Below are 21,535 nucleotides of genomic sequence, written 5' to 3'. Positions count from 1 at the left end.
TCCCGAGGGAGAGGGAGCCGATTTGTGGGCCGTTCAAAACCTGAGTTCGACTCGGTATTTCACGTCGGCGTACCTTTACCAAACCACTCGGTCAGTCCCCTCTCCCTCCGGGAGAGGGCTAGGGTGAGGGCTGCGATCTGAAGTTTGTTTAAAGAAGTGTCTAAATCGGCGGAACCTTCCCACAAGGTTTTCAGGTTGTCCGTCGGACGTCCGGTCTCTAGCCTGTGTTCGTCGCTGCCAATTCAGCGACCGGGCGTGGAAACCCGAGTAACTACAGAGCGCACAAGCGCCATTCATAACGTATCCTTGCGCACCTTCACTGTGTGCACTTTGTTATGGCGGCTGTGCGTGGGAGACCTTGTGTCTGCCGGGTTGCCTCTGTCCCGGGTTTCCAACCTGCGTACAGCTGCCACCTATTCGCTTGGAAACCGAATGGGGGGCCAGCTATAACCGTCATACAGGGTAAATAACCATGAAAAAACCAACACCCAATCCCCCAGAATCAGACACCAACACCACATCCCCCTACGCCTCAGTCGACAGCAAAAAACTCCACGAAGCCGCCGACCGCGCCCTCGATTTCTACCTCAACCCCACCGCCCACATCATGTCCAGCGCCAACGAGCCGGAACCCATGTACCTCGCCAACCCCAGGTACAACACCGAATCCCTGCTCGCCAACGCCAGCGAAACCCTAGGCTCGGCCAGCGAAATGCTCATCAACTTCGCCGCCTCCCTGGAAACCTCACAGCGCAAAACCGCACTGGGCATCGCACAGGTCGTGATGTTGGGCGAACTGGCCGTCAACCAGGCCCTTGATCACGTCGAACTCAAGAACTGATCGCTCTTGATTGATCGTTCCCACGTGCAGCAAAGGAATACAGCCGTTGACGCTCTGCGTCAGATTCCCGAGTCGAAATACGGAGCGTCCCGAGAGGCATTCCTTTGCTGCGCAGGGGAACGATCAAATGTCGGCCCTGATGGAGGAAAACGAAGAAAGCATGAAGCGGGGTAAGTGCTTGGCGGTGGCAATGTGAAAAGTAGAAAAGCGTAATGCCGATTTTGGCTACTCTACTGCTTACTGACGGCTAACTATTTTTTGAGGAGCGTATGAATCTTTCACCACCACTCGAAATCGACAGCGCAGCCTATGCAGAATTCTCAGGCCTGTGGGAAATGGGTTCTTTTAATAACCAGCGATTGGGACAAGCCTTCTACAACCATTTTCGCCTCCATCGGTTAAACGATCAGGTTTTGTTACAGGGGCTTTACGAGGCAGACGGCAAGAAGGCTCGAGCTGCAATAAATCGCATATTTCATATCAATTAACTGAGTACTGAGATACAAAAAAACCGTACCTCCACGGGAAGCACGGTGTCTTGTGTTGAGACGAGGAAGCGATCTTAACCGGGGTCGCATCGAGGGTACTCCTGACGCGCATGCAAGATGCTCACAATCTCAATTTGGTCCGCCACTTGATAAACGACGAGATAGTTCGGGCTTACCACAATCTCTCGAGTGCCGGGAGAGCGGCCTTTGCGATACAGGTGTGGATGCCAACAAAGCGCAGATGTAGTTTTTACGACGGACTTGTGAAGTGCAGTCGCCGCTACAAAATTTCGCTCGCCAATGTACTTCAGGATTTTCGAGAGTTCGACCCGAGCCTTGGGTCGCCACTTAATCTGCATCAGCGCTTTTGCGCATTGATTCCATCAAGGCATTGATCTCCTCCATCACTTGCTCATGGGGAATACTCGGGCGCGGATCATCGAGAGACGCTTGTACTTCCGCCCTGAACCAACGGTCATAACTCGCAGCCTGTTCTTCAGGATCAAGGTCCGAGACGACTGGGCACAGTGGGTCAATCATCTTTGGGTCGATCATGGCACCTCCGGGATCAATGCCTGGAAGTCTATTCGGTAAGGGGAATGTTGTCGTGGTTGTCTGGATGATTTGCACGTCGGTCGAGCTCCGTAGGGTTCAGGTTGTCCCGAAAAATCCTAGTCGCTGCGCTTCCGACGGCCAACCGCTAGACGTGGTAGGAAAACGTGCAGCTTTTCCATAAACCATTCATTTTTCTGTAGGACGTGGCGCGTCTGGGCTTTAAACAACGCGTGTCGTTGATCGGTCCTACGGACACAAAAAAACCGCGACCCCCCTCACCAGAGAATCGCGGCCCATCAACACCCAACCCCTACTGCTGCAACACCGTCGCCTGGTTAGCCGACCCAAACTGCTGAATATTCGCCGTCTGCGTAACCCCACTCTGATCGACATTGGCAATGTTCCCCGTCCCGCCCTGGGTCACATACGCCACGTTCATCGTGTCCGCCTGTTTCACCGTGATCATGTTGTCACTGCCATACAACTGCGCGGTATACGCCTGGTTGCCAGACCCGGACTGATCAAACTCAGCACTGTTACCCGTGCCATTCGAAGAACCCTGCACCAGGTTGCCCGTGCCGCGCTGATCCGAGATCAAAATGTTGTCGCTGCCGTTCTGATCAAAATACAGCTCGTTATACGACTCCGCCTGACTGACCGTGGTCTTGTTGCCCGTCCCGGTCTGGTGCGTGGTCATCACATGGCCGACGCCATCCTGAGTGAAGCTGGCCACGTTGGCATTGCCCGCCTGAGTAACGGTCGCACGCTGGTTGCTGCCGAACTGTCCACCCGATTGCGGGCCTTTCCAGTTGCTGGCGTAGACCTTGTTGTCGTTGCCCACGGAGGTGGCGCTGAGTGTGTGGCCGTCGCCGCTCTGATAGGTGTAGTGCACGTTGCCGTTGCCAACCTGGTACAGCGCCAGTGTCGAGTTGACCGATTCGAATTGGTCGGCGTAGATCGCGTTGCTGTTGCCGACCTGGGTGACGGCAGCGCTGTTGTTTGCGCCGAAGCTTTGGTCGACCACGGTTTCGTTGCTGTCGCCGTATTGGTTGACGGTGGCCTGACTGGCGAGTTGCGCGTCCTGCCAGATTTCGCTGCCGTTGAGGTTGCCGAACTGGTTGATGGTGATGTTGCCGCCGGTGCCGTTGCGCTGATCGCCGTAGGCGTAGTTGCTTTCCCCGGCCTGGTTGATGCCGATCTGGCCGCCGTTATGAGTGACCTGTTCGGCGGTGCCGTAGTTGGCGGTGCCGTATTGGGTGATCACCGAGCTGTTGCCGCTGCCTTCATAGAGTTGTTCGATGTTGGCTTCGTTGCTGTCGCCGAACTGGAAGGTCTTGCCTTCGCTGCCGTTCTGCGAATCCTGATAGATGAACGAGAAGTTGCCCGTGCCTTGCTGCTGTTGCAGCGCGCTGTTCGGTGAACCGAAACCCAACGACTGGCTGGCGTGGGCGGTGTTGAAGGCGCCGACTTGTTGCTGGGTGATGGTGGCGTTGTCTTCGTAAAGTTGTTCGGCGTAACCGGCGTTGTAGTCGCCGACCGCGTCCTGGGTGATCACGCTGCTGGCGTGGTCTTGCACGGCGGCGGCGTCGTTGCCCTGGCCCAGTTGGGTCTGGGTGGCGGTGCTGAACGGTGCCTGGGTCTGTTTCACGTCGGCGATGTTGGCGGTACCGACCTGGCTTTGGTTGGACAGGCTGTCGTCGGCCATAGCCTGGGCACTGATCATGACCAGGAGGGCGGCGGTGAGGGGCGTCAGTTTGAACATGATGATCTCTCCGATGATTTGCAGTGCTTAGCGATATTGCTTGACCGAAACGCTCATGCCGTTGCCCGACTGGGTCACGGCGCTTTGCAGCCCCGCGCCGGCCTGCTCGATGCTGGCGTCGTTGTTGTTGCCGTTTTGCGAAATCTGCGCGCGGTTGTGGCTGCCGTTCTGAGTAATCGAGGCGGCGTTGCCGGAACCGTTCTGGTTGATCAGCGCCATCAGGTCGCTGCCCTGTTGCAGGATGTACGCCTCCTGATTGCTGCCCGATTGCACGATCTGCCCGAGCAGCGACTGACCGTTCTGTTGCAGCAGGGCGACGTTGGCCTGGCCGAGTTGGTCGATCAGGGCTTGCTGACCCACCGGTGGGGGCAGTTCGCCGAGGTCGCTGCTGGTCGGGGCCAGGTCGTCGTTGTCCATCAGGTCGTCGGCGCGCACGCCTACTGTGCTGCACAGCAGGAGCAGGCAAAGCAGGGCGGCGGTCGGCGTGTTCATGGCTCACATCCTGTCAGGCGTTAACCGGTTCGAAGTCGGCCCCAGCCACCCGCAAGTGGCTGGGGATCAGGCTTACAGCGTGGTCACCGAGACCGTGCGCACGGTGCCCTGGGACGAGCGGATCGTCGCGGTCGGGTTGGCCGATGGCACTACCGTCGTGTTGTTCAGCGTCAGCCGCCAGCGTCCGGTCACCGGTACGGTGGTGGTGCCGAGGGTGACCAGCCCGGTCGGGGTGGTGACCTGCACGGTGATGGTGTTGCCGGTGGTCACTGACGAGGTGCCGGTGAAGTCCCAGTTGAAGCGCCCGCCCGAGCGTGCCTGCACCGTGGAAGCGGTGACGGTGAAGGTTTCCGCTGCTGGCCGTGGCGACACTTGCACCGTGACCGTGGCCGGCGTCGACAGGGCGCCGAAGCTGTCCCGGGCGATGTAGGTGAAGGTCGTGGTGAACGCCGTGGTGACGGTGGCCGGTGGGGTGTAGGTGATCACCGTGCCGTCAGTGCTGACCGTGCCACGGCCGGCGGCCGGTTGGGTCAGGCTGGCGACGCCCAGCGGTACGTTGCCTTCCGGATCGGTGTCGTTGGCCAGTACGTTGATCGGGATCGCAACGCCCAACGTGGCGACGCTGTCGGCGACGGCGGTCGGTGCCCGGTTTGGCGCGACGGTGATCGTCACGGTGGCCGGGTTGGCCGAGGCCAGACCTTTGGCGTCCTGCGCTTTGTAGGTGAAGGTCGTGGTCAGTGGCGTGTTGACCACGGCTGGCGGCGTGTAGACCACGGCGGCGGTGCCGCTGAGGGCGACGGTGCCTTGGCCGGCCGCCGGTTGGGTCAGCGCGGTGATGCCCAGTGGGTTGTTGCCGTCGGGATCGCTGTCGTTGGTCAACAGGCTGAGGGTGATCGGCACGCCGAAACTGGTGCTGCCGGTGTCGGCGTTAGCGATCGGTGCCTGGTTTTCGCCGGTGTCCGGTGCGGTGCCGACTACGACGACTGCTTCAGTGTCACTGCCGCCAGCGGCGGATTTCACCGTCACGGTGGCCGGTGGCTGAGTCAGGTCGGCGACGGTGATGCGCTGCAGGGTGCCGGACTTCGATAGACGTCCGTAACCTTGCGCAACCATGTCCGGGATCGCTACTTCATCGGTCGATGTCGCTTCGATCAACAAGGTTTTGTTGGACCAGTTGTAGCGCGCAGTCTGCACTTTCACCACGTCGGTGAGCTTGCTCGACACCGATGTCGGGCGTGTGGTCCCGGCCGGGTTGGTCGCGGTCACGACGATGACTGACGGCAGGGTGCCGTTGCCCAGGCGCTGACCGAAGAACAAACCGGTATTGTCACCGGTCAGGCTGGTCTGGCAAGGCGTTGGCGGAGGGCCGGGCAGCAGCGCCACGGTTTCGCGGAAGCACAGGGTCGAGCTGCTGTCAGCCTTGGCGAACACTTCGGCACGCACACCGGCCGAGGTGCGGCGATAGGTGGCGCGGTCGAGTTCGACAGCGGTTTGCTGACGGTTGTCGAGCACTTTGCCGGCGACGGTAAACAGGCTGGTTTGAATCGTACCCGCAGCGGATGGCCCGACGATGCGTACGAAGTTGGTGTCGAACGGGCTGCCGGTCACGGCCTCGGTGAGGTTCGGATCACCGACGAAAGTTTCGACACCGCCGCTGTCAGGATTCACTTCGGTGTAAGGGCCGTTGACGCTGCGCAGGAACGGGCCAATGGCACCGGTCAATGCGCCGCTGAAGTTGCCCGGCGCGCCGATGCCGATGTCCTTGGTGATGTTGATCGCACGGCGCCCGGGGGTGGTGACGTTGACCGTTTCGACGCCATACGGGTGGGTGATGGTGTATGTGCCGGCTACGGGAACGTTCACCCGGATGCGAATTCGCGCGAAAGCTATTTGATCGCCGTCCACCGGATTACCGGAGGAAAACGCTGCTTCTATCCCCGCGACATAAGCGTCCATGCCATAGCCCGCGCCGTTGTTGGGAATAGTGGTTTCGGCGAGAAACCAGAAGGCTTCCGGCGGCCAGTTGTCGGGGAACACCATCGGCAGGCTGTCATCGAAGATGCCCGGTTCCGGCAGCAGCGTGCACATGTAGGCCGGTGGCGTGCTGACCGCTACTCGCGAGCTGGCGGCGCGCGACTGGCAGAGCTCCATCGACAGCAGATTGTTGTCCTGGTACCACATCGGGAATTTCCCGGTGGCAAAGGTGTAGGGGCCGGGGTCGACGGCGGCGAGTTGCGCATAGGCACTGCCGGTCAGCGAGAGAGCGAGCCCGAGCGCGTTGAGCGCAAAGCGTGGCCACTTGTTCATGATGCCTCCTGATGCGGATCTGGGCATGTGAGCGTTCATTGCACGATGACCACTTCTTCGGTGTCGCTGCCGCCGTTGGACGACGTCACGCGCACCTTGGCTGGCGGTATCGGCGAGATCCCGGTGGCCAGACTTTTCAGCGCGCCGTCGCCGCTCAGCGCACCGATGGCGGCGCCGCTGCCGGAGGTGGCGGTGAGTACGGGTGGCGAGGTTTCGTCACTGGTCGAGGCCACCACGGTGAGTTGTCCGGAGCTCAGGCTGTATTGCGCGCTCTGGATCACTACCAGGTCGGTCAGGGTCATAGGCAGGGTGGTCGGCGTGCTGCTGGCGATGGCCAGGTGGTTGTCGGCGGTCACTTGCAGGACGCTCGGGACGGTCGGGTTGGCCGACGATTGCGCATACCAGGCACCGGTGGAGTTGGCTTCGGTCATGTTCAGCACCGGGGTGAAACTGGTCACGGCGACGGTGCCGGGCGCTGGTGGGGCGAGGACGAACACGTCTTGCTGGGCGACCGGTGCGCTGGTCCCCGCCTTGCGTGAGTAAGTGCTGCGCTGGGTAATCATTGGTGTGGGTCGAACTACCGTCGACAACTTGCCGGAGACGGCAAATGTCGTCGTCCGCAGATCCAGACCATTGGGGCCTTCGATGCGGATGAAGTTGGTGTTGAACGGGCTGCCGGTCACGGCTTCTTCAAGGTTCGGATCACCGACAAACTGTTCTGCCGAGCCAGTCACCGGGTTGGTTTCGGTGTAGGGCCCGTTGAGGCTGCGCAGAAACGGTCCGACGTCACCCTTGAGCGCGCCGTCGTAGGTTTTCGGTGTGCCGATGCCAATGTCGCGGGTCATGTTGATCGCGCGGCGGCCGGGCGTGTCGATGTTGAACACTTCGACGCCATACGGGTGGGTGATGACGTAGGTGCCGGCCGTAGGAATATCAACCCGGATGCGGATCCGCGCAAAGCTGATCTGATCGCCTTCCGCCGGGTCACCGCCACTGAACGCGGCTTCGATCGCCGAGCCGTAGGAGAGGTTGATGCCGCGCGCGGCGTCGACAATCGTGCCGTCAGCGGTGAACCAGAACGCCTCGTCGGGGAAGTTGCTGGGGAAAGCCAGCGGTTGGGCGTCATCGAATATGCCGGGCGCCGGCAGCAGCGAACACATGTACGAAGGTGCGCCGGGCGTGCTCGGCACGCGAGAGCTGAGTGCTTTGGACAGGCACAGATCCAGGGTGCGACCGTGGGTGTCCTGATACCAACTGGCGAAACCGCCAGTGGCCACCGTATACGGACCCGGGTCAACAGCAAACAAAGCGGCCTGGGCTATGCCCTGGGCCAACGCGCTCACGACCAGGACAGTCGCGGTTTTGGACAGTAAAGGGTGCATGAGTTAATCCCTCTATCGAAGTACCTGCCCCTTGGGGATGGGTCAGTTGCACAGGGCCTGTACACCTTCCATGCCAAGGTGTGGTGGATGGGCGGGAGAGGGCCGGATTAGAGAGATTTGCAGGTGTGAAGTTGGGGTTTTTGGCCCGCGGGGAAAGGGCGTCATTCCCCAGAATCGGGGGCGGTGGGGATGACCATCATGGCCTGCCGAACACAGATCCTTGTAGGAGTGAGCCTGCTCGCGATAGCGGTATGTCTGTGATGAAAATGTCGACAGGCCCACCGCGATCGCGAGCAGGCTCACTCCTACAAGGGATTAGCGGTGTCTGTGGGATCAACTCAACCGGGTCGATATCCCCGCATCCGGGCAAACCCCCACCCGTGGGCTATAACCCTATAGGACGTATCGGGAAGTCGCCGCCATGAACATGCAGTCGAAATCGCTTCCGGTTGAGGAGGGCACGCTACGCTTGGGTTCGCGCAAGCAACCGTTCAACCTGCTGCGCTGGTTTTCGCTGATCAGCATGGCCGTGATCGGCACCGTGGCCATCGCACTGGGCGCGGTTTCAACGCGTTTCGTGATCGAAGAAAGCGTGCAGCGCGATGCCTTGCTCACCGCGCAGTTCATCCAGGCCATCGCGTCCGCCGAAGTGCGCCACGTGTCGATTCCCAACATCCGCACGATGGGCGAGTTGCTCGATCCACGTCAGGACAAGGATTTTCCCGATGTCGACCCGCATGCCCGGGCGGGCGCGCGGGGTGAATTTCTCGATCACATCGAACACTTGCCGGACGTGATCCTCGCCAATATCTACGCGCCGGACCGCCAGGTGATCTGGTCGACCAACCCAGCGCTCATCGGCACCAGCATCCATGCCGACGAAGACCTTGATCGCTCCTTTAACGAAAAGATTCCGGTGTCGGCCAGTTACCACGATGTCGACAAGGCCCGGGAAGAGCAGAAGTTCGTCATCCCGCCGGATTACATCTTTATCGAGAACTACATTCCGCTGTTCGACGCCGAGGGCAAGAACGTCACGGCGATGGTCGAGATCTACAAGGAACCCAAAGACCTGATCGCGCGCATGGAGCGCGGGCTGGCCCTGATCTGGCTGGCCACTGCGCTCGGCGGCGGGCTGATTTACCTGGGCCTGTACTGGATCGTCCGGCGCGCGGCGATTCTGCTCGCCGCCCAGCAAAAACAACTGATCGCCAATGAAACCTTTGTCGCACTGGGCGAGATGTCTTCTGCGGTGGCGCACAGTTTGCGCAACCCGTTGGCGACGATCCGCTCCAGTGCAGAACTGGCGCTGGAGTTCGATGCCGGCCCGGCAGAAAAGAACATCAAGGACATCATCGGCCAGGTCGACCGCATGTCGAAATGGGTGCGCGAGTTGCTGCAGTCCCTGCGTCCGCTCAACGATGACCCGGAACCGGTGAACCTGGTAGCGGCGCTGCACGAAAGCCTCGTCGCGTTTGAACAGCAGATCGCCAAGGCCGGCGTGCAGGTGGTGTTTCATCCGCAACACACGCCGATGGTGCTCAGCCAACCGGTGCAACTGACGCAGATCCTCAACAGCCTGCTGGCCAACGCGCTGGAGGCGATGGACAAGGGCGGCACATTGACTGTCAGCCTCGAACCGAGTGATGACCGTGGCGTGTGCGTGGTGCTCAGTGACACGGGTAAAGGCATGAACGAAGAACAACGGACCATGGCGTTCCGGCCGTTTTTTACCACCAAGTCTGGCGGCCTCGGGGTCGGTCTGGTGCTGGTCAAACGCATCATGGAGCGCTTCGGCGGCGCCGTGACCCTCGACAGCCGCGAAGGTGAGGGCACCACCGTTCGTCTGGCGTTTCAACTGGTCCCCTGATTCACATCTTCCCCCTGTAGGAGTTGCCGAAGGCTGCGATCTTTTGATCTTGATCTTAAAAACCAAGATCAAAAGATCGCAGCCTTCGGCAGCTCCTACACAGGTTTATAAACGCCGCAAAAATTTATGAACTTCCCCCATCACTGGGTGTCAAGCCCCGGTCACCGGGGAGTGGGGAAACCCGCAGACCTTCCAAGTCCCTGTTACAACTGGAAATAATTTCTTGGCGCACTAGTTGCAAAACACCATCACCCCTTCCTTGATGAGGCGGCTGGTGATGGACAGAACAACGCGTAACCCAAGCAATACCTTTCTGCTGACGCCTCTGAGTGTCTTTCTGATGTTGACCCTCGGCACCATGGCCGGCGTTCGCGCCAGTCCGATCGATGACGAACGACAGCCAGAAACCTCCGACCCTTCGGCGTACTACGACGAGCCGGCAGACGAACCGACGGCGCTCAACGCCATCCTGACCATGCCCGAGGCCAACGAGGACTCCTTCGATTTGCCCGACGGCGTCAAAGGCACCCGTGCCTCGACACGCACGGAGAACGTCCTGCCGCCGGCCGTGCAGACCAGTTTCAACTACCCCACCAACGGCAAGCCGAGCCCGCTCTATGGCGCGCAGCCGTTCACCCAGCAGTTGACCCTGTTCGAAGAGTTCGGCCCGGAAAAACTCGACCCGACCACCCCGGCCGCGCCATTGCCGTTTCCGCCCGCTGCGATCGGCCCGGCACCGGCTCAGGACCCGAACAACGTCGCCCGCAGCGCGCCACCCGGCACCGCCCTTGATGCGTTTTTGCGCCAACCGGGGCTGACGCCGTTTCCCAGCCAGTTCTCTAACGTGGTCGACCGCAACCCGTGGCAGGCGCAGATCGAAGTGTTCCTCAATCGCCACATCGGCTCGTCCGCTGAAGGCCGGCCACCAGGAAAAGGCTGGGCACACCAGCGCTGGAACGAGTTCTACCCACAGGTCGCCTATAAAACCGCGCAGACCGGCGCGCGCCTCAATGGTGGCCTGCGTGACAGCGTGCAAATGCACCATTACGCGGTGGGCGAATTCGGCCCCGGCGGCCTTTACCACAACGTCGCGGGTGTACCGCTGACTGACGGTACTGCGAAAGGCGTCGACCCGCGTTTCCACCCGGCCATGCCGGTGCAGAACCACAACGCAGTGTGGACCTTCGACGGCACGTTGCCGCCAAAACTGTTGATGGTGCGCTACGGCCAACCGGTGATGATGCGTCACTACAACGGCTTGCCGATCGATCCGTCGGCCAACCGTGGTTTCGGTCTGCACACCATCAGCACCCACGAGCACAACGGTCACGCGCCGGCAGAAAGCGACGGTTATGCCAACGCGTTCTTCTTTCCGGGGCAGTTCTATGACTATCGCTGGCCGATCCAGCTTGCCGGTTACGACAGCATCAACACCAAGGCTGAAGACCCGCGCGCCGCGTTCCCGTGCGCACCGGGTGAAACCCTGTGGGTCAACGACCTCGCACCGGCGAAAAAGACCTGTGACAACGGCACCATCAAGATCCGGGGCGACTGGCGCGAGACCATGAGCACCCACTGGTTCCATGACCACATGCTCGATTTCACCGCGCAGAACGTCTACAAGGGCAACGCGGCGATGATGAACTACTACAGCGCGCTGGATCGCGGCAACGAGTCGGTGAACGACGGCGTCAACCTGCGATTCCCCAGTGGCAGCGCCTTGCCATGGGGTAACCGTGACTACGATGTCAATCTGGTGTTCGCCGACAAGGCGTGGGATCAGGAAGGCCAGTTGTGGTTCAACCCGTTCAACACCGACGGCTTCCTCGGTGATCAGGTGCTGGTCAACTGGCAGTGGAAACCGGCCCTCGACGTGCGTGCGCGCAGTTATCGCTTCCGCATCCTCAATGGCTCGGTGTCGCGCTACTTCAAACTGGCGTTGGTGCGCGAAATCAAAGGCAGCGGCGGCGAGTTCCAAGGGCCGAAAAACTCCGGCGTGACCTACAGCCGCGTGCCGTTCCACATGATCGCCAACGACGGCAACATCATGGAGCACAGCGTGCCGTTCGACGGCAGCATGGACCTCGACGCCGATGGCGATAAACAGAACCACAACGCGATCCTGCCGACCCAGGGCATCGCCGAGCGCTTCGATATCATCGTCAACTTCTCGAAAAACGGCATCAAGCCTGGCGACAAGCTGTTCTTCGTCAACCTGCAGGCCCACGACGACGGCAAGGGGCCCAAAGAGGTCATTCCATTGGGCGACATCCTGTCGGAGAAATACCTGGCGGTGATCAAGCAGACCAGCAAGGGGCCGCAATGGGACAGAGGCGATCCGGCGGTGGGCAAGGTCTTGCAGCTCAACGTCAAGGCTTACACCGGTCAGGATCTGGCGATGAACCCGGCAGCCTACGAACCGGCGAAACCGGGCAAGGCGGAAGGGCTGGTGATGATCCCGTTGAAGCTCCATCGCGACAACGCCGCCGACAAAGCCCTGCTGGCCAAGGCTCGCCACCGCACCTTCACCTTCGGCCGTTCCGACGGCACCGATGAAGCGCCCTGGACGGTCAAGACTGACGGCGGGTTCGGCTTCCACATGGACCCACGCCGACTCAATGCCTCGACCCAATTGTCCAGTGGCCCGACCGATGCCGGTGTCACCGGGTTCGGTACGCTGGAGGTGTGGAAGATCAAGGCTGGCGGCACGGGCTGGAGCCATCCGGTGCACGTGCACTTCGAGGAGGGCATTATTCTCAGTCGCGGCGGCAAGGCACCGCCGGAATGGGAAAAATGGGCGCGCAAAGATGTCTATCGGATTGGTTCTGAAGCGGATGGTCTGGACAACGTCGAGATGGCGATCAACTTCCGCGAGTTCGCCGGGACCTACATGGAGCACTGCCACAACACTCAGCATGAGGACAACTCGATGCTGCTGCGTTGGGACCTGGAGAAACCCGGTCAGCTGCAACTGATGCCAACCCCACTGCCAAGCTGGGACGGTGTGCGCTACGTCAACTCGGCCGCGCTGCCTACCTTCCGCAGCGGCGACGGTATGGGCCCACAAGTGGTGATCAAGCCATGAACCGTCGCCACGGTGACAGCCAACCCGTGCATACCCCGCGCTCCCGGGCGCTGGGCATGCACCTGGTGCTGATGCTGGTGGTCTGTGTGTTCGCCAGCCGTGTGCTGCTGGCGCATCAGGCCAGCGTCGGCGAGCCACCAGCGGCGAGCGAATCCGCCACCCCGTGGGGTGGCGACTATTTCCCCAACACCTTGCTGACCGATCAGGACGGTCAGCAGGTGCATTTCTTCGATGACCTGATCAAAGACAAAGTGGTGGTGATCAACTTCATCTTCACTTCGTGCAGCGATTCCTGCCCCTTGGAAACCGCGCGCCTGCGCCAGGTGCAAAAACTGCTCGGTGATCGGGTTGGCCAGGACATCTTTTTCTACTCGATCAGCATCGATCCGCTCAGTGATACGCCCGAAGTGCTCAAGGCCTATTCGCAGCGCTTCAAAGTCGGCCCCGGCTGGAGGTTTCTCACCGGCGAGTTCGAAGACGTCACCGACCTGCGCAAAAAACTCGGGCTGTTTATCGAAGGCGTCGACAACGGCCGCAACAAGGACCACAACCTCAGCCTGATCGTCGGTAACCAGACCACCGGGCGCTGGATGAAAGCTTCGCCGTTCGAAAACCCGTGGATCCTCGCCGATCAACTGGCCAACACCTTGCAGAACTGGAAGCAGCCGAGCATCGAAGAAAGCTACGCCAATGCCCCGGACATTCGTCCGCCGAGCAATGGCGAAGAACTGTTCCGCACCCGCTGCGCCTCCTGCCACAGCCTCGGCCCAATGGATGGCCAGGGCCTTGGCATGCGCAGCATCGGCCCTGACCTGATCGGCGTGACCCGTCACCGTGATCCGAAGTGGCTGAATCGCTGGATCCGCGAGCCGGATCGCCTGCTTGCGGAAAAAGACCCGATTGCCCAGCAACTCTACGAACAGTTCGAGCGAATTCCGATGCCCAACCTGCGTCTCGACGAGGCATCTGCGCAGTCGATCATCGATTTCCTCCGTGATGAAACCGAGCGTCAACAACCGTCCACCCCGGCCGTGGCCGACGGTGCATTGACGCCAGTAAAACCGGGCGATTCAGCCGCGACGGTGAGTCAGATGCGGTAGCGGCGAAATAGCATCATTGAACCGTGTGTCGCGGTCAGAGCCACCTACACTGATGGCAGTAACTGGCTCGATACAAAACCTCCAGGGCACTCCCATGCAGCGACTGGAAGCACAACAAACACCTGCGCCGGACACCCCCGCGGCAATGGGCAAGAGCTGGCGCGAACAGTTCAATCTGCTGCGCTGGTTCTCGCTCGCGAGTTTTTTCATCATCGCCGCCGTGGCGGTGGGCCTTGGCTATATCTCCACGCGCTTCATCGTCACTGAAAGCGTTGAACGCGATGCGTTGCTGACGGCGCAATTCGTTCAGGCCATCGGCGCAGCGGAAATACGCCACGCCGGTATCACCCCGGCGCGCACCATGGGCGAAATGCTCGACCCGCGCCAGGACGACAACTTTCCCGATGTCGATCCCGTTGCCCATGCAGCCGCCCGCGCCGAGTTCCTCGACCATGTCCAACACCTGCCCGACGTTCTCCTGGCCACGGTGTACGCGCTGGATCGTACGGTGATCTGGTCGACCAATCCGGAACTGATCGGGGTCAAATTCGAGGATGACGACGAACTCGACGAATCGTTCGAGATGAAAGTCGCGGTGTCTTCCAGTTATCACAAGATCGACGATGAGAAACCCGAGCAGCAGTTACTGCGCGAGCCGAAGTATTTGTTCATCGAGAACTACATCCCGATGTTCAACGCCGACAAAAGCAAAGTCGTCGCCATGGTCGAGATCTACAAGGAACCGGCGGATCTGGTCGACCGCATCGACCGTGGATTCGCCTCGATCTGGGCGGCGACCTGTTTCGGTGGTGCGGCGATCTTTCTCGCGTTGTTCTGGATCGTCCGCCGCGCGGCGAAACTGCTGCAGAGCCAGCAGCAACAGTTGATCAGCAATGAAACCTTTGTCGCCCTCGGCGAGATGTCTTCGGCGGTGGCGCACAGTCTGCGTAATCCGCTGGCGACCATTCGCTCCAGCGCCGAACTGGCCCAGGAAATCGCCAGCCCCGGTGCGCAGCGCAACATCGGCGACATCATCAGCCAGGTCGATCGCATGTCGCGCTGGGTGCGCGAGTTGCTGGTGTCGCTGCGGCCGATGAACGACGACGGCGAGGCGGTGGACCTGGTGATGGCGGTCGAAGACACCGTTGGCGCCTTCGAAGCATTGATCAAACGCTGCAACGTCGAAGTGCGCTTCACTGCGCAGAATTGCGCGCCGGTCGTCAGCCAGAAGGTGCTGCTCACGCAAATCCTCAATAGCCTGTTTGCCAACGCCCTGGAAGCGATGCCCAAGGGCGGTGTGCTCAGCGTCGAATTCGAATCGCCGCAGCCCGACCGCGTGCGCCTGACCGTGAGCGACACCGGCAAGGGCATGAGCGCGCAGCAGCAACTGTTGGTGTTCAAACCGTTTTTCACCACCAAACAGGGCGGCCTCGGGGTTGGTCTGGCGTTGGTCAAAAGAATCATGGAGCGTTTTGAAGGTTCGGTCGTGCTGACCAGCCGCGAGCAGGAGGGAACCCGCGTCAGTCTCAACTTCAAAGTGGCATCGGGAGGGGAATATGGAACACAGCATTCTGCTGGTCGAGGATGACGAACTGCTGGCCGAGAATATTCAGACCTACCTGGAGCGCAAGGACTTCGAGGTGACCGTCTGCCATTCGGCCGAAGACGCGTTGGCGCAACTGGAAACCTTCATGCCCGACATTGTGCTGACTGACAACTCGCTGCCGGGCATGAGCGGTCACGACCTGATCCAGAAGCTGCGCATCAGCGCGCCGGATCTCAAAGTGATCATGATGACCGGTTACGGCAACGTCGAAGATGCGGTGGTGGCGATGAAGGAGGGCGCCTTTCATTACGTCACCAAACCGGTGGCTTTACCGGAGCTGAAACTGCTGCTCGACAAGGCTCTGGCCACCGAACGAATGGAGCGCACGCTGTCGTTCTATCAGGAGCGCGAGGCGCAGAAATCCGGGGTGCAGGCGCTGATTGGTGATTCGGCGCCGATGCAGTACCTGAAAAATACCATCGGCCAGTTGCTCGACGCCGAGCGACGCATGGCCAACACCGATCTACCGCCGGTTTTGGTGGAAGGCGAGACCGGCACCGGCAAAGAGTTGGTGGCCCGCGCGTTGCACTTCGACGGTCCGCGTAGCAAAGGGCCGTTCATTGAATTCAACTGCGCGTCGATTCCATCGAATCTGGTCGAGTCAGAGCTGTTCGGCCATGAGAAGGGCGCATTCACCGACGCCAAGGACCGCCGGGTCGGGCTGGTGGAAGCGGCGGATGGTGGCACGCTGTTTCTGGATGAGATTGGTGAAATGGACCTGCTGTTGCAGGCGAAGATTTTGAAGTTGCTGGAGGACCGCACCATTCGCCGGGTCGGTTCGGTGAAGGAGCGCAAGGTCAATCTGCGGGTGATCAGTGCGACCAACTGCAACCTTGAACAGATGGTGCAGCAGGGCAAATTCCGCCGTGATCTGTTTTTTCGCCTGCGGATCATTTCGATCAAAGTGCCACGCCTGTATGCCCGGGGCGACGATATTCTGTTGCTGGCGCGGCACTTTCTCGCCAGCCACGGCAAACGCTATGGCAAACCGAATCTGCATTTCAGTCAGCAGGCCGAAGAGCTGCTGCTCAGTTACACCTGGCCGGGCAATGTGCGCGAGCTGCGCAACATGCTCGAGCAAACCGTACTGCTGGCGCCCAGCGACACCATCGCTGCGCATCAGCTCAACGTGTGCATGAGCCTGGTCGACGAGCCGCCGCTGCATATTCATGAAGCACCGATGCACTACGAACCGCGTCCGGCGAGCAACACCGAATCGATGAACCTGCCGGAAGTCGAGCGCGACATGGTGCGCAAAATGCTCGACAAGACCGACTGGAACGTCACCAAATCCGCGCGCCTGCTGGGCCTGAGCCGCGACATGCTGCGCTACCGCATCGAAAAACTCGGCCTCGCCCGCCCGGATAAACGGCAGTGGTAACCCAGGCACACCGCATTTCCCCTGTAGGAGTGAGCCTGCTCGCGATAGCGGTGTGTCAGTCGACCTCTTTATTGCTGACACACCGCTATCGCGAGCAGGCTCACTCCTACAAGGGATCGGTGGTGCCGCAGATGTTGTGAGCAACCCGGATCAATGCTGCTGCCGACTCAAACACTCCAGCAAACAACCCGGATCCAGCACCTCGTCATTCACATAAATCCCGCGCTCGGCATCGTACGTGCGGATAAACACCCGTACCGTCGCGTCCGCCACAGTCGGCAGTTGTGAATCGTAGAACTCATGGTCACCCGGGATCACTACAAAATCCTGCGGCGCCGTATCGTCGTAAGGCTTGGGCGGCGTGGAACTCAGTGAATACGGGGCAGGGTGGGCGAAGGGCTGGTTGGGCCCGTAATAATTGAAATTGCTGTCCAGCGCTTGCGCCTGAGTGGCAGCGAGCAGACAGCCGGTCAACAACAACCGGTCGAGCATATGCATGGCGGCACCTGCGAGTGCGGTTTTCCCCAAGGCTATTAACTATAGCTGCCCGACATTCAAACAACCGGGTGATTGATCACATGCTCCGGTTGTGCGCAGGCCTTGAGCACATAGCCGATTGCGCGAAGAAACTCTTCGTTATCCCCATTTGCAAGAACCTGGGACAGGTATTCGCTGATGGCTTCGTCACTGTCCAGCAGTGCTATCACGTCGAAATTCGTCAAAGTCTGGCTCATGGTTAAGCCTCCTTAGCCATTTTTGTGCGCGTCGGATGACTGCGCTTTGTGAGGGTATCCACGTGAGCAGAGTTGAATAGTCAGCCGTGTCCTTTATCTGTTTTGATAATTCGCCGACATTTGTAGGCCAGAACACCCTGATATGTAGGAGTTGCCGCAGGAATTGGCTTACAAGTTTGCAACAACCGCAATTGCCGGGCTGATCTAGACTTGGATCCGCTCAATCACGAGCATCGTCCGGAGTGCGCCATGGAAGTGCCCAACAATAAAACCGCCATCGAAAGCAATCGGCAGGCGTGGAACGATTCCGCCCGCCATCACCAGGATTCGCCTGACTGGCAGGCTTTACTCGGCGAGGTAGCGCAGGCGGATTTCTCTTGCCTCGATGCGACGTTGAGCGGGTTGCTGGAGGTTGACGGTAAAGAGGTGATTCAACTGGGCTGCAACAATGGCCGTGAGAGTCTCTCGCTGTTTGCGCTCGGTGCCAGAAGCGTGGTCGGCGTCGATCAATCGGCGGCGTTCCTCGATCAGGCGCGTGAGCTGAACAAGCGTTCTCCGCACAACGCCGAGTTCATCGAAAGCGATATCCATCATTTGCCAGCGTCCTTGCACAATCGCTTCGATGTGGCGCTGATCACCATTGGTGTTTTGAACTGGATGCCGGACATCGGCGAGTTTTTCCGCCATGTCGCTTCAACGCTGAAACCGGGCGGGAAACTGGTGATCTACGAAACCCATCCGTTCCTGGAAATGGTCGACCCGGATGCGGAAGATCCTTATCGCCTCGCCAGTTCGTACTTCCGCGCCGAGCCGTTTGTGCAGGAAGAACCGATTGTCTATGTCGGCAAGGTTGAGCAGCAGGCGGCGAAGTCGTATTGGTTTGTGCACACGCTGGGGGCGATTTTCGGTGGTGCCATTGGGGCAGGGCTGAATATTGCGCACTTCAGGGAGTATGCGCATTCGAATCGGGAAGAGGTGTATGACCGGTATCTGAATCAGGAAGCGCAGATGCCGATGTGTTTTACCTTGGTCGCCAGCAAGGCCTGAAAATAATCAGCGCGGCTACCGGCCTCATCGCGAGCAGGCTCACTCCTACAGGGGAATGCATTTCAAATGTAGGAGTGAGCCTGCTCGCGATGACGGCATCACTGCCGCTGAATATTTCAGAGTTGAATCAAGCCTGCGCCGCCGCACTCACCACCGGCCGCCCTGGTTTGCGCAGCGGTTCCAGACGCGAACCCTCATACCGCGTTTCGCGGAAAAACTTCCAGCGCCCGAACAGGCAGTAAACGTGCATCACGCGGCCCTGCTCGTGGTAACCCATGCGCAGATGCAGCTTCAGCGCCGGAATATTGTGCGTCTCGCAAACATCCACCACCTTGTCGCAACCCTGCGCCGCCATCGCCTCCCACAGCGCCACCTGCACGTCCACCGACAGGCTGCTGCCGAAATACGCACGGGTCATCTCACCACCGAATTCAAAGAACTCACCGGGCTTCACCGGGAAGGTGCAGCCATAATAGTGCCGGTCGTGATAGTCGCGGATGCTGCCCCAGATAAACGCAACGGCGTGGTCATCCTTATCGAGGTACATGTGCCCGGTGTGACCCTCGGCCGCCAGTTCCGCCATGGTGCCTACCCGGTCACCAAAATGCTTGGTGAACGCGATGGCATTCTGCGGCGTGATATCGACTTTGCGTAGCCCGTCGTAAGGCCGCAGCTTGTGCGGCGGTACCGGGCTGACCAGGTCACGCTCCATCCACAACAGTTCCCAATGGAAGAACACGTAGCGTTTCCACAACGTGCCGAACGTGCGGCCGAAGCCTTTTTGCCGGATGCGCTCTTGTAGTTTTTCGATCACGCTCATGATGCCCTCCGTGGCCGCAGCCCGGGTGTGGTGGATGGTGCTTTTGTGGGTATAGATCACGCTGGCCAGTTAATTTCAAAGGGCCACTTTGGAAAGTATTTCAGCGTGTGTAACTCAATCGAGTGCCGTCGCCCCGCGTAGAAAATCCTTGTTCAGATCGCTATAGGAAACCCGCGGAACGCCCGTCAGCCGCTGCTCTAGCACAAGGCTCAATGACTCGTTCGGGTTGAGATAGGCGTCACCGAAATCGGCGCCGAGTTGCGTCGGGTGGGCGACGATTTCCAGCACGCCGTCGGTCGGCGCGTTGCCGTTGCGCAGGTCGATCGGCGTGCACACATAGTCGGCGGTAACGCCGGCCAGACTCTGCAAACGCCAATTGAGCAATCCCTTGAACACACGTTTGGGCAGATTGAGGTTCTGCCCCAGGTTGCGCGCCAGCCGAATCGGTACACCTTGATGCGCGGCAAACCGCGCGACGATCTCGCCGATCGGCCAGATGTTGTGCACGTGCTGGTGAGAATCGATGTGGCTGGGACGCATGCCGTGATCGACGCAGCGCTGCCACTGCGCCTGCAATTCTGCGCGTACCGCCTCGCGATCCTCGCGGCCCAGCCAGAAACTGTGGCGGGGCAGGCTGAGGTCAAACACGCCGAAGTCATCGCAAAAGGTGCGACGCGCCAGAATCCCCAGGCTCAGTGGTCGTCCGTAAGTCAGGTTGAAGTGCAGCCCGACCCGACCTTGCAACGTCGGATGCCGCGCCATGGCACACGCCGCTTCGAACGCCGGCATGTTGGCCATGGCGGTGGCAGAACTGATGACCCCAGCCTGAAACGCGGCGAAGATCACCGAATTTTCGTTCGGACTAAGGCCGAAATCGTCAGCGTTGACTATGACTTGGCGAGGCATGTTCGCCCTCCGTGGTGATCGCGACAGGTTTCGGTGTGGGTTTCGCAGGCTCGGTACGACGGGCGCGCCAGGCTTGTACGTGCGGTTTGAGGCGATGCCACAGGCGCAGGCCCAGGCCGAGCACCAGACCACTCGGCCGCCAGGAATAAAAACTCCAGCGCCAGTGCTCCAGTTGTCCGGTCATGCGTTCGTGCAGTTGATGACTGGAGTTTTCCAGGCTGACCCGCGAGGCGTCGATCCAGCGCCAGTTGTCGTCCAGCCCCCAGCGAATCCATTCCTCCAGCAACACCCGGCCGCTGCCCAGATCCGCGTATTGCGGCAGGAAGGCGAGGTTGTAATCGTAGAGCCGTCCTTGCTCCAGCAGACCGAGGCGATAACTGATGCAGTGGCCATTCAGTTCCAGCGTCACCACGCGCACCAGGCCCTGGCCGGCGAGGGCGGTGAAGGCGCGCTCGATCAGTTGGCGGCTGCGTTCGCTGGCGAAAATCCCCACGCCTTCGTCGCCTTTCCAGCTCACCGCTTCGACGTCGCTGATGACCTTTAACAGCGGGCCCATGCTCAACGCATCGGGCACGATGCGCCGCACTTCGGCACCGCACGCGGCGATCCGCTTGCGTGCCCGCCGCAGCTTGTAGCGCGGGTCGCCGGAGACTTCCTGATGATCGGCCTCGCTGATCAGATGCACCGGCACCCGACAACTCAGGCGTCGTTCAGCGGTGGAACTGCGCGCCATCCATTCGGTCAGCGCACTTTCCTCACCCGCAGGTTCGGACAACTCATTGAGTTGCAGCAACGCGTGGGGCAGCCGTTGGTGAATCAACAGCAAGGCCTTGCGCATGTCTTCATGGCCAAGCAAAGACAACAGCGCCAAACGATCGGCCAGTGGATACCCCAAGTGATGCACGACCCGGAACGGCAGGCCGGCAAAGCGCTCGCGACTCGCCACCAATGGCAGGCACAGACGCAATTCGTCCGCTTCCCACCTCAGCAGAATGTGCAAACGCTCATCCGCGCCAAGGGCCTGCTCGGCCGCGCACAACCAACCGAGGTGGTTGAACGGCGTGTGATCCGTCACCCGCAGGCGCAGCGCTTCATACGCTGCTTCCGGGAAATCGGCGGCGCACAGCGAAGTGCGCCATTCGAATCGCGTCACCATAGA

18 protein-coding genes and 1 pseudogene are annotated in these 21,535 nt (G+C 60.2%); 8 read left to right on the top strand and 11 right to left on the bottom strand.

Annotated features, from left to right (window positions below):
- Window positions 1-472: 472 nt before the first annotated feature.
- Both HU754_RS19025 and HU754_RS19020 read left to right on the top strand, forming a co-directional pair.
- Window positions 473-841, top strand: coding sequence for a DUF6124 family protein (locus tag HU754_RS19025; RefSeq protein WP_186624637.1), 369 nt, complete (start codon window positions 473-475; stop codon window positions 839-841).
- A gap of 269 nt (window positions 842-1,110) precedes the next feature.
- The gene (locus HU754_RS19020) at window positions 1,111-1,329 is read left to right on the top strand and encodes a hypothetical protein (protein ID WP_186624636.1); all 219 of its coding nucleotides are present in this window, start codon (window positions 1,111-1,113) and stop codon (window positions 1,327-1,329) included.
- A 74-nt stretch (window positions 1,330-1,403) separates the two neighbouring features.
- Here the strand turns inward: HU754_RS19020 and HU754_RS19015 are convergent, their stop codons facing one another.
- From HU754_RS19015 to HU754_RS18990, 6 genes are all read right to left on the bottom strand, one after another.
- Window positions 1,404-1,688, bottom strand: coding sequence for a type II toxin-antitoxin system RelE/ParE family toxin (locus HU754_RS19015; RefSeq protein ID WP_186624635.1), 285 nt, complete (start codon window positions 1,686-1,688; stop codon window positions 1,404-1,406).
- Complete coding sequence (relB, locus tag HU754_RS19010) at window positions 1,678-1,869, bottom strand: type II toxin-antitoxin system RelB family antitoxin (protein ID WP_026000469.1); 192 nt, start codon at window positions 1,867-1,869, stop codon at window positions 1,678-1,680. The genes HU754_RS19015 and relB overlap by 11 nt, the downstream gene beginning before the upstream one ends.
- 325 nt (window positions 1,870-2,194) lie before the next feature.
- Window positions 2,195-3,646: a curlin gene (locus tag HU754_RS19005; protein ID WP_186624634.1), complete on the bottom strand. Its 1,452-nt coding sequence runs from the start codon at window positions 3,644-3,646 to the stop codon at window positions 2,195-2,197.
- Window positions 3,647-3,673: 27 nt separating this feature from the next.
- Window positions 3,674-4,138 (bottom strand): curlin, encoded by a 465-nt coding sequence (locus tag HU754_RS19000; RefSeq protein WP_093439216.1) that lies wholly within the window; start codon window positions 4,136-4,138, stop codon window positions 3,674-3,676.
- Between the two features lie 72 nt (window positions 4,139-4,210).
- Window positions 4,211-6,445 carry an Ig-like domain-containing protein gene (locus HU754_RS18995; RefSeq protein WP_099758593.1) on the bottom strand — a complete coding sequence of 745 codons (2,235 nt, stop codon included), beginning with the start codon at window positions 6,443-6,445 and terminating at the stop codon, window positions 4,211-4,213.
- Window positions 6,446-6,480: 35 nt separating this feature from the next.
- Window positions 6,481-7,827 (bottom strand): hypothetical protein, encoded by a 1,347-nt coding sequence (locus HU754_RS18990; protein WP_093439210.1) that lies wholly within the window; start codon window positions 7,825-7,827, stop codon window positions 6,481-6,483.
- 421 nt (window positions 7,828-8,248) lie between these two features.
- Between HU754_RS18990 and HU754_RS18985 the strand changes: the two genes are divergently transcribed.
- The 5 genes from HU754_RS18985 to HU754_RS18965 all read left to right on the top strand — a co-directional run bounded on the left by HU754_RS18985 (window position 8,249) and on the right by HU754_RS18965 (window position 16,869).
- Window positions 8,249-9,697, top strand: a complete 1,449-nt coding sequence (locus tag HU754_RS18985; RefSeq protein WP_186624633.1) for a sensor histidine kinase — start codon at window positions 8,249-8,251, stop codon at window positions 9,695-9,697.
- Between the two features lie 277 nt (window positions 9,698-9,974).
- Window positions 9,975-12,782: a multicopper oxidase domain-containing protein gene (locus HU754_RS18980; RefSeq protein ID WP_186624632.1), complete on the top strand. Its 2,808-nt coding sequence runs from the start codon at window positions 9,975-9,977 to the stop codon at window positions 12,780-12,782.
- Window positions 12,779-13,882 carry an SCO family protein gene (locus HU754_RS18975; protein WP_093439201.1) on the top strand — a complete coding sequence of 368 codons (1,104 nt, stop codon included), beginning with the start codon at window positions 12,779-12,781 and terminating at the stop codon, window positions 13,880-13,882. The genes HU754_RS18980 and HU754_RS18975 overlap by 4 nt, the downstream gene beginning before the upstream one ends.
- Before the next feature lie 94 nt (window positions 13,883-13,976).
- Entirely contained in the window at window positions 13,977-15,470 is a 1,494-nt protein-coding gene (locus tag HU754_RS18970; protein ID WP_099758597.1) for a sensor histidine kinase, read from the top strand.
- Window positions 15,439-16,869, top strand: coding sequence for a sigma-54-dependent transcriptional regulator (locus HU754_RS18965; protein WP_099758598.1), 1,431 nt, complete (start codon window positions 15,439-15,441; stop codon window positions 16,867-16,869). The genes HU754_RS18970 and HU754_RS18965 overlap by 32 nt, the downstream gene beginning before the upstream one ends.
- A 150-nt stretch (window positions 16,870-17,019) precedes the next feature.
- Here the strand turns inward: HU754_RS18965 and HU754_RS18960 are convergent, their stop codons facing one another.
- Complete coding sequence (locus HU754_RS18960) at window positions 17,020-17,367, bottom strand: hypothetical protein (RefSeq protein WP_093439192.1); 348 nt, start codon at window positions 17,365-17,367, stop codon at window positions 17,020-17,022.
- Window positions 17,368-17,465: 98 nt separating this feature from the next.
- Window positions 17,466-17,603, bottom strand: a pseudogene (locus HU754_RS18955) (helix-turn-helix domain-containing transcriptional regulator); the annotation flags it as partial.
- A 249-nt stretch (window positions 17,604-17,852) separates the two neighbouring features.
- Here HU754_RS18955 and HU754_RS18950 point away from each other — a divergent pair.
- Complete coding sequence (locus HU754_RS18950) at window positions 17,853-18,650, top strand: class I SAM-dependent methyltransferase (protein WP_186624631.1); 798 nt, start codon at window positions 17,853-17,855, stop codon at window positions 18,648-18,650.
- A 127-nt stretch (window positions 18,651-18,777) separates the two neighbouring features.
- On the opposite strand, the gene HU754_RS18945 is transcribed toward HU754_RS18950, so the two are convergent.
- The 3 genes from HU754_RS18945 to HU754_RS18935 all read right to left on the bottom strand — a co-directional run bounded on the left by HU754_RS18945 (window position 18,778) and on the right by HU754_RS18935 (window position 21,532).
- Window positions 18,778-19,470, bottom strand: coding sequence for a GNAT family N-acetyltransferase (locus HU754_RS18945; RefSeq protein ID WP_093439495.1), 693 nt, complete (start codon window positions 19,468-19,470; stop codon window positions 18,778-18,780).
- A gap of 114 nt (window positions 19,471-19,584) precedes the next feature.
- On the bottom strand, window positions 19,585-20,376 hold the full coding sequence (locus HU754_RS18940) for a ChbG/HpnK family deacetylase (RefSeq protein WP_186624630.1): 792 nt from the start codon (window positions 20,374-20,376) through the stop codon (window positions 19,585-19,587).
- Window positions 20,348-21,532, bottom strand: a complete 1,185-nt coding sequence (locus HU754_RS18935) for a GNAT family N-acetyltransferase (RefSeq protein ID WP_186624629.1) — start codon at window positions 21,530-21,532, stop codon at window positions 20,348-20,350. The genes HU754_RS18940 and HU754_RS18935 overlap by 29 nt, the downstream gene beginning before the upstream one ends.
- Window positions 21,533-21,535 lie beyond the last annotated feature (3 nt).

Origin of the sequence: Pseudomonas zeae (assembly GCF_014268485.2) — a bacterium.
Lineage (GTDB): Bacteria > Pseudomonadota > Gammaproteobacteria > Pseudomonadales > Pseudomonadaceae > Aquipseudomonas > Aquipseudomonas neuropathica.
The sequence above is the reverse complement of the archived record's forward strand: the minus strand, read 5'-3'. Positions and strand labels throughout refer to the sequence as shown.